The 14,768-nt window shown below is 36.2% G+C and carries 13 protein-coding genes; 8 read left to right on the top strand and 5 right to left on the bottom strand.

What is annotated here, in order from left to right; translation table 11 throughout:
• Positions 1-78: 78 nt before the first annotated feature.
• The 3 genes from H0173_RS13475 to H0173_RS13465 all read right to left on the bottom strand — a co-directional run bounded on the left by H0173_RS13475 (position 79) and on the right by H0173_RS13465 (position 3,414).
• Positions 79-1,353, bottom strand: coding sequence for an MFS transporter (locus H0173_RS13475; RefSeq protein WP_221847041.1), 1,275 nt, complete (start codon positions 1,351-1,353; stop codon positions 79-81).
• Between the two features lie 90 nt (positions 1,354-1,443).
• Complete coding sequence (locus tag H0173_RS13470) at positions 1,444-2,565, bottom strand: M20 metallopeptidase family protein (protein WP_221847040.1); 1,122 nt, start codon at positions 2,563-2,565, stop codon at positions 1,444-1,446.
• Positions 2,566-2,781: 216 nt separating this feature from the next.
• Complete coding sequence (locus tag H0173_RS13465; protein WP_221847039.1) at positions 2,782-3,414, bottom strand: GntR family transcriptional regulator; 633 nt, start codon at positions 3,412-3,414, stop codon at positions 2,782-2,784.
• A gap of 365 nt (positions 3,415-3,779) precedes the next feature.
• Here H0173_RS13465 and H0173_RS13460 point away from each other — a divergent pair, with 365 nt between their 5' ends.
• From H0173_RS13460 to H0173_RS13440, 5 genes are read left to right on the top strand one after another with little or no spacing between them, the layout of a single operon-like run.
• Entirely contained in the window at positions 3,780-4,334 is a 555-nt protein-coding gene (locus tag H0173_RS13460; protein ID WP_221847038.1) for an RNA polymerase sigma factor, read from the top strand.
• Positions 4,327-5,088 carry a hypothetical protein gene (locus H0173_RS13455; RefSeq protein ID WP_221847037.1) on the top strand — a complete coding sequence of 254 codons (762 nt, stop codon included), beginning with the start codon at positions 4,327-4,329 and terminating at the stop codon, positions 5,086-5,088. Before H0173_RS13460 ends, H0173_RS13455 begins: the two co-directional genes overlap by 8 nt.
• Before the next feature lies 1 nt (position 5,089).
• Complete coding sequence (locus tag H0173_RS13450; protein ID WP_221847036.1) at positions 5,090-5,965, top strand: ATP-binding cassette domain-containing protein; 876 nt, start codon at positions 5,090-5,092, stop codon at positions 5,963-5,965.
• A gap of 5 nt (positions 5,966-5,970) precedes the next feature.
• Complete coding sequence (locus tag H0173_RS13445) at positions 5,971-7,233, top strand: hypothetical protein (protein WP_221847035.1); 1,263 nt, start codon at positions 5,971-5,973, stop codon at positions 7,231-7,233.
• An 11-nt stretch (positions 7,234-7,244) separates the two neighbouring features.
• Complete coding sequence (locus H0173_RS13440) at positions 7,245-8,384, top strand: hypothetical protein (protein ID WP_221847034.1); 1,140 nt, start codon at positions 7,245-7,247, stop codon at positions 8,382-8,384.
• A gap of 87 nt (positions 8,385-8,471) precedes the next feature.
• Here the strand turns inward: H0173_RS13440 and H0173_RS13435 are convergent, their stop codons facing one another.
• Together H0173_RS13435 and H0173_RS13430 are read right to left on the bottom strand one after the other, a co-directional pair.
• Positions 8,472-9,884 carry a M20 family metallopeptidase gene (locus H0173_RS13435; protein ID WP_221847033.1) on the bottom strand — a complete coding sequence of 471 codons (1,413 nt, stop codon included), beginning with the start codon at positions 9,882-9,884 and terminating at the stop codon, positions 8,472-8,474.
• A gap of 71 nt (positions 9,885-9,955) precedes the next feature.
• The gene (locus tag H0173_RS13430; RefSeq protein WP_221847032.1) at positions 9,956-11,380 is read right to left on the bottom strand and encodes a YfcC family protein; all 1,425 of its coding nucleotides are present in this window, start codon (positions 11,378-11,380) and stop codon (positions 9,956-9,958) included.
• A 296-nt stretch (positions 11,381-11,676) separates the two neighbouring features.
• Between H0173_RS13430 and H0173_RS13425 the strand changes: the two genes are divergently transcribed.
• From H0173_RS13425 to H0173_RS13415, 3 genes are all read left to right on the top strand, one after another.
• On the top strand, positions 11,677-12,540 hold the full coding sequence (locus tag H0173_RS13425) for a LysR family transcriptional regulator (protein ID WP_221847031.1): 864 nt from the start codon (positions 11,677-11,679) through the stop codon (positions 12,538-12,540).
• Positions 12,541-12,869: 329 nt separating this feature from the next.
• Positions 12,870-13,955, top strand: coding sequence for a FecCD family ABC transporter permease (locus H0173_RS13420; protein WP_221847030.1), 1,086 nt, complete (start codon positions 12,870-12,872; stop codon positions 13,953-13,955).
• Positions 13,956-13,967: 12 nt separating this feature from the next.
• Complete coding sequence (locus tag H0173_RS13415; RefSeq protein ID WP_221847029.1) at positions 13,968-14,744, top strand: ABC transporter ATP-binding protein; 777 nt, start codon at positions 13,968-13,970, stop codon at positions 14,742-14,744.
• Positions 14,745-14,768 lie beyond the last annotated feature (24 nt).

Raw genomic sequence — 14,768 nt, 5'->3', positions numbered from 1 at the left:
CTTCCTCTCATTGGAAAATACCCTGCCTTTTAGGCAGAGTATTTGTTATTATTTTTAGATCTTTTTTTATAATCGTTGTTATACAGCTTCTTGATGTACAGGATCTAAATCTGCATCATCTGTACTAAACTTTGGTTTTGTTTTAATAGCAACGAAGAATAAGATAAATTCTACAACCGCAAGAACAATTAACATTTTTATCATTAATCCATACGTATGATTAATATTATAAATAAATCCTGTTACGATTGGAGCAATAGCCGCACCTAAAGATGTAAATAAAGATACGACTCCGTATTTTGAACTGTATTCTTTCTCACCGAAAAGGGCTGCTGTCAGATAAGCAGGTGTGACCGTAACGGCCGTTGAGCCTAATGCTGAAAATACAGTGTAAAGGATGCCTGGGATTAATAGGTTTCCTTTCATTAAGAATAGAAAACAGATGACATCGGAAGCAACGATAAACGTCAGAGTTTTAAGTAATCCTAGTTTGTCATATAATCTTCCAATTAATAGTTTCGCAACGATTACCATGGATGCAGCCAATGATAGCATTAAAGCAGCTTGTTGTGGTGGGGTACCTAGATCCGTTAAATAAGGGACTAAGTGCAGAATCATACTATTTACAACAACTCCACCTACTACAAATCCTAAGCAAAGAATCCAAAATGATACGGATTTGAATGCTTCTTTTTGTGTTAATCCTACGAGTTCTTTCTCAGATGTACTTTTTGAAGTCTCTTCTGCGCCTAGTGGCAGTAGACCTTTATCAGCTGGGCTTAATTTAATAACGAATAAAGTCAGCGGAATAATAACGACCGCAATTAAAATTCCGATCATTAAATATGCCGTTCTCCAACCATGTGCTGTAATCATCCAAGTCACAATAGGACTCATAATCATAGCACCGAAACCAGTTCCCGATAAAGCAATTCCTAAGCTTAATCCGCGTTTTGCATTAAACCAGTTTGTGATTAGAACAGATACAGGAATTAAACCACCACCTGCAAGTGCCATACCCATTGGTACTGCAAAGATAAGAAAATGAGTAAGTTCAGTGGCAAAAGAAAAGCCAATATACGCCCCAGCACCTAGAAGAGTAAAGATGGACATATATACTTTAATATTCAGCTTCTTGATTAATCTCCCCGCGATTGGAGCTACAAGCATGGCAGTTGTAGCCATAACCGTGTAATACGATGTAAACTCAGCTCGTCCAAATCCAAGCTCTTCTGTAACAGGCTTAGTAAAAAGAGAGATTAGGTTTGCGATTGGAGCATATAAAAAAGTCATAATCATAAAGCCTGCAAGTAACATCCACCAACCGTAAAAAATACCGCCTTTTTTATTCATTTCACAATCCTCCATTTTCTATTATTGTATTGATTATCTGCATCCCTCTAGAAGCGCTTATGACTCTTAATAGAGGATAGGATAATAAAATTATGACTGCATTTCAGCCAGTCCTTTGAAAAGCTCAACACCAATTTCAATGAGTTCATCACGGAAGTCGTACTCATACGTGTGTACTTGGGGATGGTTCTCCCCATTTCCAATGTAGCAATAGGACCCCTTTGTTAATTTTGTATAGTGGCCGTAGTCTTCTGAAGCACGGAAAGCTTCAGTTAGCTCAAGTAATTGCATTCCTTTTGCTTCTGCGACCTGACGGATTTTATCAGTGCTCTCTTTATGGTTTACCGTTTCAGGGAATTCGTCGTTGTAAGAAAAGCTTACGTTCAAACCAAATTCCTCTGCTTGAGCTTTAGCAAGATCTTCAAGGTTTTTTTGAAGTCGATCCATTTCATCTTCGTATAGGGCACGAATGGTTAAGAGTAAGTCTCCTTTACTCGCAGATAATCCGAAGGCTCTTTCTCCAATTGCGACCTGAACAACCGTGCAAAGGATTAGCCCTTTGTTTTTATCTGGAGAGGTAAAGTCTGAAATGGCACTAATTACGTTTGCAATGGCAAGTGAAGGATTTCTCCCATCTTCAGGCTGACTGGCATGAGCAGGGGAACCCTCCATACTAATGGTCATTCCTTTCGATGCACAATGAGCTGTTCCATCGATGACACCGACAGACTTGAAAGGCAAGCCGCTCATGTTGTGGTATCCGAAAATTTCGTCGATGCGTTCTTCCTTGATTAAATCAATACATTGTATAGCTCCATCTCCGGTTTCTTCAGCTGGCTGGAAGAGGAAAAAGATGTTTTGATCAGCTCCATTCTGATCGATTTCAAGAGCAAATCCTGCTAAAGTTGCTACGTGACCATCATGCCCACATTTATGGGCCTTACCGGCGAATTGAGAACCATGTGGGAGATTAATGCCTTCATCCATTGGAAGAGCATCATAATCTGCACGAAATGCTAGATTCTTTTTATCTTCACCGGCACGGTATGCAGCATAGAACCAAGTACCTTTGTCGATAATTTCTAGTTTTGTATTCGTTTTCAAAAAGTTGATTAGATGTTGCTTTGTCCATACTTCCTCATTGGAGAGTTCTGGATGTTGATGTAATTCATGACGTAAATGTTTGGCTAATTCAAAATTTCTACTTTCCAATGTTTTCAATCCCCTAACACTAGCTATTTCAAAACTTAATAAACTATTTTACAGCGCTTGGAAACCGACTTTTTTCACAAGTTTAATAACAAATTCGCGAACTTTTTTATATTTTATATTAAATATTGTATATTGTATATTATATTTTTAAAATTTTAATAAAAAAAACGACTCTGTCTTTTATAACAGAATCGTTGTTTCTAAATATTTCTATTTCTATAGCGGTATGATCTCGGTTTTCTCTATATTCCAATGCACTTCTTTCATATACCTCTCTAATTCAGCACAATCCACATTTCTAAAAAGTTCCATCATCTTCCTATGTTCATGATTCGTTTGCAGAAGCCTTTCCTTGTCGGAATCATCGAAGTTTTTCAGGAATTTCTTTTTTAATTGGGAGAGAAGGGTTACCAGGCTCTTGTTGGGACAGACTGAGAGATAAACATCATGAAAAGCTTCCTGCATTTTATGATACATATGGTAATTTCCTGTATCTATGGCAAGATCAATGCTCTGGATATAGAATTCCATTTCCTTTATATGCTTCTCCGTTAATAGCGGAGCAGACAGTGAAGCTGCTAATCCATCCAATGCCCCAATCATAAAATACGTTTCTTTCGCTTCGTCCTTAGAAAGTCTTTTTATCACAAAGCCTTTTCTTGGGACATTTTCTAATAGGCCTTCTGAGGAAAGCTGGATGAGCGCTTCTCTAACTGGTGTTCTGCTTACTTCTAAACTTTCACATATCGCGGTTTCATTAACCTTTTTGCCGGCAATTAAATTCCCGCTATTAATTTGCTCAACGATATAATTATATACATGGTCTTTTAACGACAAATATTCATTCATAGAAAAAACCTCAATGCGTTATTTTTGTGAAAATAATATAAACTATTAAGCTCATGTTCGAATCATTCAAAATTTATTTCAATGATAACATATTCATTTGTTATTTTGTAAAAAGATTTTTACAATAGGGGGCAAAAAAATTGTCGAATGAATATTAATGTGACAATGGTTTTTGAATAATTATTAAGAAGGGTAAAAAGATTTTTACTTTAATTCTTATATAAGGTTGGTAAACTAACAGTTTTTTAATAGCCGTAATAGAGTACTAAATCGGCAAGTTTTCTTTTATTTTTAAAAAAATAATTAACCTTTTTAAAACCTTTTTCCATCTTCTTACGAATATACAGTTGGAAGGCAGTGAGAACGTGAAACAAGAGCAACGCTGGATTAAGAAAATCAAGAAAAGTGGAAGTCATGAAGATGCCAATGAGCTGATTTCAAAATACTATCGGGAAATGTTTGCTTTTGTATACAAGCAGACGATCGATTCCGATCTTTCTCTTGATCTGACTCAGGAAATTTTTATAAGTGTTTTGAAATCAATAGGGCAGTTTGATGAAAAAAAGGCTTCTTTTCGGACTTGGCTTTACAAAATTGCATCAAATAAACTGGTGGATTACTTTCGCTCGAAAAACTATCAATATAGGAAGATCACAGAGTCATTGGAAGATTATGATTTTAAAAGTATTGAAGATTTTACTATTTCATTTGAATACAGAGAGGATGTTGAACGAATTTCGGTGATTATGAACGAATTAGAGTCAAGTTCGCAGCAAATTGTTCGCTTAAAGCTATTTGGGGAATATACGCTGCAGGAAATCGCTGAAATGGTACAAGCTCCGCTATCTACCGTAAAAACAAGGTACTATGCAGCCATCAAATTAATTAAAAAGGAAATGCAGGTGCATCAGCATGAATAAAGAAAAATTTCAAATTCCTACTCCTGACGATGAGATTATTCAAAAAGAAATTAGAACGATTATCAGTGCAGGTGTGAAGCGAAAAGAATCCTTTCCTTCTTTTTTGCTGAATTTATACAAAGAAATAGGATTCCGCTATCTATTTACGAACCCAAGAGATGGAATCTTGATTTCATTCTCTGTAATGGCGGTTCTAATCTTTTTATTTATCACGAGTGCCTATCCATCCAATATAAATGAAAATGACGTATATGGCTTTGTCTTTTTGTTTTCTCCTCTTCTATATATGGTTCTTTCACTTTATGATCTTTTCCATAAAAAGCATAGTGAAACCTTTGAAGTGGAGATGGTTTCTAAATATAACCTTTACCAAGTGTCTGCCTTTCGTATGTTCAATTTTAGCGTGATTTCCATCATCGTGAACATCATTAGTATTATCTCTCTTGTATCTCTATTCAATAATTTACATTTTTTTAGAATATTCATGATCTCAACAACAGCTCTATTCTTGTTTTCAGTTATGTTTCTAATGATATTCATGAAAGGCCACTCTGGATTTCATGCCTTTCAAGTAGGAATTGGCTGGATTGGTATCAATGTTTTCCTAAGATTATTAAACAATAAAGTTTATATACAATTTCTCATGACTGTTCCGATTTTTGTCTATGGAATTGTCCTTGCAGGAAGCATAATTTTGTATCTTTTTTATTTAAGCAGGCTGGTTCAAATGAAACCGGCGAAGGGAGTTTTTTAATATGTTGGTTGTAAAAGATGTTAGTAAACAATATGGGGATTTTACCGTCTTAAATCAAATGAATCTTGAATTTGATAAAGGAATTTATGGCCTCCTTGCTCCTAATGGTGCTGGGAAAACGACGCTAATTAAAATGCTCGTCACTCTTATTTCTCCGACAAAAGGAGAAATCCTTTATAACGGAACAAATATTGTCAATCTTGATGAAGATTACCGTGATATTCTTGGATACTTACCACAAAACTTCGGGTTTTATAAGCATTACTCACCAAAGCAGTATTTATTGTATCTTTCAGCTTTAAAAGGAATAGATAAAAAGGCCGCACTGCAAATCATTGATGATTTATTGGAGAAAGTAGCACTTGGTGATGTTGCGAATAAAAAGATGAGGAAATTTTCCGGTGGGATGATTCAGCGGGTTGGAATAGCCCAAGCTTTGTTAAATGACCCAAAGATTTTAATTTTGGATGAACCGACTGCTGGCCTTGACCCGAAAGAACGGGCTCGCTTTCGCCAGCTTTTAACTGGCCTATCTCGGGATAGACTGATTATCATTTCTACCCATATTGTTTCAGATATCGAGTCCATCGCTAATCAAGTCATTATGATAAAAAATCAGGAGCTTTTATTTAAAGACACTCCCGAATCCATTTGCGATACACTTAATGGATTCGTCTATGAAACATCCATTACGAACGTTGAATTGGACGCTTTTCGAAAGAAATACGTTCTTATTGGAGAAAAGCAAGAACGTGGAAATGTCATAGTTAGATTTGTTCATAAAGGCGAAATGAACAAGGATTGGATACCAGTTATGCCAAATTTAGAGGATGTTTTCTTATACGAATATAGAGATAATTTGCAAGTGGAAGTGTAAATGTCATGCGGATCATTTTTTTTGAATGTAAAAAAGCGCTCACCTCGCCGATCATTCTTGCGCTAATGCTTTTATTTTCCGCATGGAATGTCTTTATTATCTATGATTCTTCCGAAGTAAAAAAGGGCTTGGGAGTGGTGAATCAGCTTTCTAAGAAGTATGGGATAAAGATTACAGATAAAACTATTGAAGAACTTGAACGTGATATACAGCTAGAGCTGTCTCGTTTGAACGTAGTGACACAAAAACGGTCTGGGCAAACATTTGAAAGTGCAGCTGATTTTTTTCAGCAATTACGCTATGAAAAGCAGAATGTATATTCAAAAACGGAGCTGAAATCATTCTACGAGCTTCAATTAAAAGAAATGTATCTAAGTAAGGCAAAATCCTTGGATAGTGCCTATGCAAACATAAGCATAAAAAATAAAGGGGAATTAGAAGCAAACATATATGGTTTGAGCGGAGCAGCTGCTGAAACACTTAGAAATGAATATATGAAATTCGCTGAACGATTTGAGGAATTGAAAAAAAACGAAGAGTACAATCAGTGGTTTTTTGCCGGGAAGCCTTACGCTATGCATAGTTTATTATTTCGAACTTTGTTTAATTCGCTCTTGATTGAGGGCATGATATTAATCGTCCTTTCTACAGCCCTGATTACGAATTTCGAATTCGAAAATCGAACCCAGCTTGTTACATATACAACACGACGAGGCAGAAAGGTAATGTTTGATAAGTTAGTGGCAGCCTTATTTACTACATCCATCATTACGGTGTTTTTGTTGGTGGTGACACTTAGTGCATACTTTACTGTATTTGATTACTCTTATTTATGGAATAGTTCAATAAGCAGCGGATTTAATTGGGAGTATAACTTTCCGTACGTTTCATGGTGGGATTTTTCATTTTCAACCTATTTACTTTTGGCTATTATCGTTTCATATATTTGCATGCTTTTGTTTTCAACTTTTACTTTTAGCATATCTGTAATATTGAAAAACAGTTATTTTACTTTTATTTTGTTTGCACTTATCTTTATTGCCATATTTTTATTACCGGGCTTTATACCAGGCTCTTTAAATTTAAAATTATTCATGGGATTTAATTTGTCTACTCTTATATTAAATCCTCACCAGTGGTGGATGGGGGCAAGTGGACTAATGATGTTTAAGTATTATGAAGTAGGCACCATTGTATTATGGGCAGTCATCTTCACTATTTGTTGTTATATATCTTTGAGCAAGTTTGGAAAACAAGATATCTCGTAAGGAGACATGATATGCAGATTTTATTACTAGAAATAAAAAAAATCTTAAACTGGAAAATACTCCTCGCTGTTGCGTTCGTTAATTTGATTTTATACTATTTTTTAATTGATTTTGACATTAAGTATTTCCCTAATGGGAGATCAGCCTTGGAATCCTATAAGATTGGCGCCGAAATGGTAGAAGAGTACGGAACCAACTTGAATGAGACAGAAAAGAATGATTTTAAAAAGAAATACAAAGAAGAAGTCCAGAAAGCTGACGAATTCATTCAAGGCAGAGAGGATTTTAAGGAAGCGGGCATCCTATCATATAAGGATTTTCAAAATATAGATTTCTTCGATGAAACCCTGGGGAAATTTCGGGATAAAGTTTTTTTTGATGAAAATGTTGATTTGTTCTTGCAACTTCAAGAGCGTGAAAGAATACTAGAATTCCATGATGACAATGAATTGATTATTGAAAAAAAAATAGGCAGGGCTGACCCAATTGGGCAAAAGCATTTGGATGAGTTAAAAATGACGGGGCAAATTGATTTATACCCAGAGGTTTCTTTCTGGAACTTTCAATCTATTATTAGTAATATCGCCATTGCGGTATTAATGAGCGTGGTGCTCGTCATTTCCCCAGTTTTATTGAGTGACAGAACAAAAAATGTAGTTGACTTGCAATACCCATCAAAAATAGGGCGTACAATTTTAAGGAAGAAGTTCTTTGCTGGATTCATCTCGGCATTCATCGTGATGTCAGTGTTGTTGGCTGTTTATTTAAGCTTATATTCATTAAATAACCCTGTGATCTTTTTCGAAATCCCGATTAATTCTTTTATTGGGCAATGGCATTGGTATAATTTAACGTTCTTTCAATATATCATTCTTTCGATCATGGCCATTTACGTGTTGGGGTTTTTATTAACATTCATTTCAATGGGGATCTCAAATCTTGTCCCAAGCTTTATTGCTCTCATTGGTGTACAAGTTCCAATCATATCAGCATTGCTCATTTTTGGAATCCCTTATTTGCTCAATTTCATCATTAACATGTGGCTTCCTATATGGCTTGTTCCAACGCTTTATATCGTATTGATCATAATTGTGATCGTGTTTGTCGCATTTTTATGGAAGAGAGAAAATAAATTAGATATTGTACTGTGAGTTATAGTTCAAAGAAAAAAGAAGAGGATGTATTGTAAAATCGCAAAAAAAGAAGGCAAATAAAATAGTTGCCTTCTTTTATGCTTTTTAAACAGTCTGCAATTTATATTTTTTAACTTCTGGCGGAATTGGACACACATATTCTTCGCCGTTTCTTTGCTTTATTAATTCCGCTTTTGCTTTCTCAAGAATAGCAGGATTATGAAGGACTTCGATTGCCGTTGCCGCCATAACTTTACCCGCATGTAGCATTCCTTTATGAGCGATAGAAGTCTTACCGGTTGAAACGACCTGCCATGTATGAAGCGGAGTTCCTACTGGTTCACACGCTACTAGACATTGTGCAGTAGGAACGATCCAGCTGACATCGCCAACATCGGTTGTGCCCGGCAGTACTCCATTTGATGGAATAAATGGATCGATGACATGGGCTAAATCCTTTCCTTCAAGTTCCTTATTAACCTGTACATCACCTTTTTTATCCGCCTCAGATAAAGTTTCCCGAATAGCCTGTGCAAATTGTATTTCCTTCTCATCATACTGTGGAACGCCTAAGGAAATAAAGTTTTCATGCATGATTTCTTCCAATGTATTATTTGGCAATATATTAGCAGCAGCAGAGGCAAAGTCTATTTCTACTTGTGTCCCGGTCATCAGTGCGGCGCCTCTAGCAATATCGCAAATGCGCTGATAGATTTCTTCTGTCTGGGATACAAGTGGTGCACGAATAAAATATAAAACATCTGCTTTTTCTTGAACTACATTTGGTGAGAACCCGCCGGAATTGGTGATAGCGTAATGAACCTTTGCTTCAGGAATTATATGTTCCCTTAAATAGTTTACTCCCACATTCATTAGTTCAACGGCATCAAGCGCACTTCTTCCAAGATGCGGGCTGGCAGCTGCGTGAGCACTTTTCCCACTAAATCTATAGGAAACTTCATAACAGGCAAGAGAAGACATGGACCATACTGCATTTCGAGACCATGGGTGCCAGCATAGGGCGAAATCCACATCATCAAATAGACCCTCTCTTACCATAAATGTTTTCCCGCTGCCAATTTCTTCTCCTGGACACCCATAATAGCGAACTGTTCCTTCCAGGTTGTTTTCTTCTAGGTAATTTCGTACTGCAATCGCAGCGGCTAATGCCCCTGTACCAAGTAAATTATGCCCACAGCCATGGCCATTGCCACCAGCTTTTACAGGATTATATTCAGTAGCTCCTCCAGCTTGGCTTAAACCAGTTAATGCATCAAATTCACCTAAAACAGCAATTGTTGGTTTCCCTGTTCCGAAGCTTCCGATAAAGGCGGTTTCGATATTGCCTACACCTTTTTCAACAGTAAACCCTTCTTCTTCTAATGTTCTACATAATAAGTCTGCTGATTTGAACTCTTCGAAGCCTGTTTCTGCGAAATCCCAAATTTTGTCGCTAACAGAAATTAATTTTTCTCTTTTTTCTTCAATAATTTTTGATAGAACCTCACGATAATCCATTTCATTCACCTCTTCAAAAAAGTTAAGAGGGGAGTCCCCTGAGTCCCCTCAGCTTAAGTCTTGCTTATCTTTTAGAACGGACCATAATGAATCGCTTGAGCAATGATTAAGAAGATGACAACAATCACTACCTGAATAAGAACGTATGGTAATATCCATTTAAACCATTTCGCATAAGGGATGCCCATCATTCCTAGACCCGCAAGCAACACTCCGCCAGTTGGGATAATCAAATTGGACACCCCTGCACCCATTACAGTAGCAAATGCAGTCGTTTGTCTCGTTACACCGACTAGATCTGCCAATGGTGCCATAATAGGCATAACCAATGAGGCATGTCCGCTTCCAGATGGAACAAGGAAATGGATGAAGAAATTGACAATGGCCATTCCAACGGCTGTAACACTAGGTGGAAGACCCTTAAGTAAACCAGAAGTAGCATATAAAATCGTATCTAATAAGTTACCGTTAGTAAGTACAATAAGAATTGTACTTGCAACCCCAATAATCATGGCACCTGGAACCATTTCAGAGCATCCTTTAATAAACGCATCCGTCATTTCATTACCGGAAAGTTTACCGATGAGCCCCATAATAATGGCACCTAGTAAGAAAACCCCTGCAATTTCACTGATATACCATCCAAGACTAATAACACCATAGATAAGGGCAATAAAGCAGGCTAAAAGGACAAAAAGAGAAATCGCATGACTTTTACTTATTTTGTAATTGTTCTCAAATTGAATACTTTCGTTTTTGTTAAATTTACCATATTCAGCTAGTTCTGGATTTTTTTCGATTTTACTAACATGTCGGAAGATGTATAACACGGACAAAATATAGAATAGAACGTAAAGCGCGATACGTAAGCCAATTCCAGAGTACATAGGAAGTTCAGCAATGGATTGGGCAACACCAATTGTAAACGGATTTGTAATTCCTGAAGTAAATCCAGCACCAAGCATTCCCAGAAAAACAATCGCAAGGCCAGTTAAAGCATCAAAGCCTAATGCAATCGTCATCGGTGCGATGATTGTAATATAGATTAATGAGTCTTCAGCTGATCCGATTAGAGTCCCAAGCAATGAAAAAATCAAGACCATAACCGGAATAATCAATTTTTTCTTTGAGCCAAATTTTTGAACAGTAAATCGAATTAACGCATCAATGGATCCTGTAGCTTGCATAATTCCAAGGGCACCGCCAAATAGTAGAACAAATAGGATAATTGGACCGGCCTTAACCATTCCTTGGTGAAACGAATTAAACATTTCTAGGAGATTGACAGGCGTATTTTTCACAAATTCAAATTTTGTAGCGTCAATCATTGTTCGGCCATTTTCCTCATATCTCTCGTAGTGACCAGCTGGTACAACATAAGTTAATATAGAAATGGCCAGAATAATCAAAAACATTAGAACGTAGGCATTTAATCCACCTTTTTTCTTCTTCTTTCCTGTGTTTTCTTCTTGCTTCAATGATTGGGCAGTACTCATAGGTAACACTCCTTTATGTTATGTGTAAAAAATCAAGTCGTCTCAATCTGATTGAACCTTTTAAAATATTTGAATTTTCATCTTCCTTCCAACTGGGATTAAATTTAGAAAATACTTAAAATTGTTAACGTTTTCATTATTTTAACGTGATTTTGGGAAACTGATATTCCAAAAAGGAATACTCAATATTACTATTTTAATTTTTTTGAGTTATAGTTATATTGAAATAATTCGATAATGTACATATAATCATTTTTAATATATCTTCAGAAATAAACAAGAAAGGTTGTTATTTAGTGGAGATTAGACACCTTCAGACATTTCAAATTGTAGTTGAAGAACAAAATCTAATAAAAGCAGCTATGCGTCTTAATTACTCACAACCGACAATTACAAAACATCTGCAGCATTTAGAAGATGAGATGGGCTTACCTCTTTTTGAGAAAATAGACAATCGAAAAAAGTTATCTAAAGCTGGAGAAATTCTATATGAGCATGCCAAAAATATGCTCAATGAACTGTTTACTCTTCAAAGGAAGATGGAGGAATTTAAAGGGGAAAAACAAATCATTCGTGTCTGTGGATTAGATGAACATCATGAGCGTTTTTTTCTGCCTCAAATTGTAAATTTTCAAAAAAAGTACAAAAATGTTTTGATAGAGGTGTATTCTGTTAATAGTAGTGATGATGCACTGAAAAAGGTAATCCTTAATGAGGTGGATCTTGCGATTGTTAATGGAAGACCTTTAAACTCTGATATATCCTACCAGAGTATTGATTATGAAGGCTTGGTGCTGTTTGCTTCGAGTAAAATAGCTAATGACTCTTTTCAAACAGAAGATTACCTAGCAAAATTTCCGGTTCTATTTGATCATAGGGCTCCCTATATTAAATTTGAAATATTAAAAAAAGGAACGTATTTTCCAAATACTATATATTCTAATAGTGATGAAGTGATTAAAAATGCCGTCCTCAACTACCCGTATCTTGGAATCATCGGGACAAGCAAGATTAAAAAAGAAATCGAATCTGGAACTGTCACTGTAATAGATACGTATACTTCAAACGTTCCGGTCAAACTTATTGCACTTACGAAAACTTTGAGTAACCCCATTTTTCAAGAATTTTATTCTTCGATGAGTAAGGTCTATGGTGTATAATTTAAAAATCTTAAATATAGTTTGAAGGAGCTCAATCTAGATGATTGAGCTTTTTATATTCCTATTGGCCAGACCTCCAGTGCGCTAAAACTTTAAAATACTGAGGGCCAGGCACCAAAAATTTAGGCCTTCTACTATTCTTCTTCCCCTTCTCTTTCATCTCAGTAACAGTTTCTTTTTCACTAAGTCAATAATGGTTGTCATAAAATCTAAATCTATTTGTATAAATGATAATACTAATGCCAATTTTTCATTATTATTTGTCTTTATAGCAATTTGTATTTTCTTGTATAAGAAAAACAACAAAAATAAATTTGAAAGGAGAAGGGATGAAAGGGAACCTTAGCCAGATATCTAAAAAAGCACGAAAAATTTTCAATCGAGATGAACCGAACATGAAGATTATTATTTCACTTCTACTACTTGGTTCTATCATGTCAATCGTATTAACGATTGGCCTCGGGCCCATTTCCATACACCCGTCAATAGTAGCAAAAATCTTAATTAGTAAACTACCGTTTTTAACCGATCTCATTGTTCATGATTGGACTCAACTAGATGAAAACATCGTCTTAGGGTTACGTCTGCCTAGAGTGTTATTAGGTATGATCGTTGGGGCATCGTTGGCTGTGACCGGTGTGATAATGCAGGCTCTAGTACGAAATCATTTAGCAGATCCCTTTATTTTAGGAGTGTCTTCTGGAGCATCTGCAACGGCGACATTAGGTATGCTATTCGGCGTATTCTCCTTTCTAGGGACATATGCTCTTTCTTTAAGCGCATTTATTGGATCAGCCGCAACTATCATGATTGTCTATGGCATTTCAAGAGTAAAAGGCAGAATTAATATTACTCAGCTATTACTTTCAGGTGTTGTTATTGCCATGATCATGGATGCTGTTACGAATATTATCACTTTAAGTGCACCAAATGCATTAGGATTGCATAATGCTGCCTTTTGGATGGCCGGCAGTTTGGCTGGAGCCAAATGGGGGTATTTAAAACTTCCTTTTGTTGTAATCATTGTCTGCATGATTGTTTTAATGATTCATTATCGTGCTCTAAATATCTTACTCTTGGGTGATGAAACAGCTGGCACATTAGGTATTAATGTGAAACGCATACAAAAAATGCTTGTGCTTGTTGCCTCGCTTTTAGCAGGTGTGACGATAGCTGTAAGTGGTTCAATTGGATTTATTGGGTTAATGATTCCACACATGACTAGATTATTGGTTGGTTCAGATCATAAGAGAGTACTTCCAGTAAGCGGGTTGTTAGGGGGAATATTAGTAGTATGGACGGATGTGGCAGCTCGGATGGTAATAGCACCAGAAGAGTTGCCAATAGGAATATTAACAGCTTTACTCGGTGGGCCAATCTTTATTTGGTTATTAAAGAAAAGTTCAAGCATATAATGGGGGGAGCTTGTGAGACTACAGGTAGAGAATTTAAGTTTCTCATATGATGAGATTAATATTATTGAAGATGTGTTCCTTGATGTTGCAAAAGGGGAGTTTGTTGGATTAATAGGACCAAATGGCAGCGGTAAATCTACAATACTAAAAAATATTTATCGTGCTCTAATGCCAGACAATGGGGCTGTTATCTTAGACGGAGAAGATTTATACAAAATGAATATAAAAAAATTGGCTACCAAGATAGGCGTAGTTGGACAAGAGAACTTTCTTCCGTTTGATTTTAAGGTAGAAGAAATTGTTGCCATGGGACGCAGCCCGCATAAAAAGCTTTTTGATCGAGATACGAAAGAGGATAAAGAAATAATAGATAAATCTCTCATGCAAACGGGTATGGGAACCATGGCACAAAGAAATTATATTCATCTATCTGGCGGGGAAAAGCAACGGGTTTTAATAGCTAGGGTTTTAGCTCAACAAACTGATTTCATTTTATTGGATGAACCTACTAATCATTTAGATATTCAATATCAATTGCAAATGTTTGATTTAGTGAAAGGACTAGAGGCAACGGTATTAGCAGCTATACATGACTTGAATATTGCTGCTTTGTACTGCGATAAAATCTTTGTTATTAAAGAAGGACGTATATTTAGAGCGGGAACACCAGAGGAAATATTGACGTCGGCCATGATTTATGAGGTGTACGGAATTAAAGCAGATGTCATTATTCATCCAGTAACGAAGAAAGTATCGATTACATATTTGCCTGAGAGTTTGAAAATATGAAGGTGTATGTCTTAAAGAAGTTCT

The sequence above is a fragment of the Bacillus sp. S/N-304-OC-R1 genome, from assembly GCF_019749375.1.
Classification (GTDB): domain Bacteria; phylum Bacillota; class Bacilli; order Bacillales; family Cytobacillaceae; genus Cytobacillus.
The sequence above is the reverse complement of the archived record's forward strand: the minus strand, read 5'-3'. Positions and strand labels throughout refer to the sequence as shown.

Bases quoted from the DNA above. Each gene is read 5' to 3' on its own strand.
- H0173_RS13475 (WP_221847041.1), bottom strand. From the start codon at position 1,353: ATGAATAAAAAAGGCGGTATTTTTTACGGTTGGTGGATGTTACTTGCA.
- H0173_RS13465 (WP_221847039.1), bottom strand. From the start codon at position 3,414: ATGAATGAATATTTGTCGTTAAAAGACCATGTATATAATTATATCGTT.
- H0173_RS13455 (WP_221847037.1), top strand. From the start codon at position 4,327: ATGAATAAAGAAAAATTTCAAATTCCTACTCCTGACGATGAGATTATT.
- H0173_RS13450 (WP_221847036.1), top strand. From the start codon at position 5,090: ATGTTGGTTGTAAAAGATGTTAGTAAACAATATGGGGATTTTACCGTC.
- H0173_RS13445 (WP_221847035.1), top strand. From the start codon at position 5,971: ATGCGGATCATTTTTTTTGAATGTAAAAAAGCGCTCACCTCGCCGATC.
- H0173_RS13440 (WP_221847034.1), top strand. From the start codon at position 7,245: ATGCAGATTTTATTACTAGAAATAAAAAAAATCTTAAACTGGAAAATA.
- H0173_RS13435 (WP_221847033.1), bottom strand. From the start codon at position 9,884: ATGGATTATCGTGAGGTTCTATCAAAAATTATTGAAGAAAAAAGAGAA.
- H0173_RS13430 (WP_221847032.1), bottom strand. From the start codon at position 11,380: ATGAGTACTGCCCAATCATTGAAGCAAGAAGAAAACACAGGAAAGAAG.
- H0173_RS13420 (WP_221847030.1), top strand. From the start codon at position 12,870: ATGAAAGGGAACCTTAGCCAGATATCTAAAAAAGCACGAAAAATTTTC.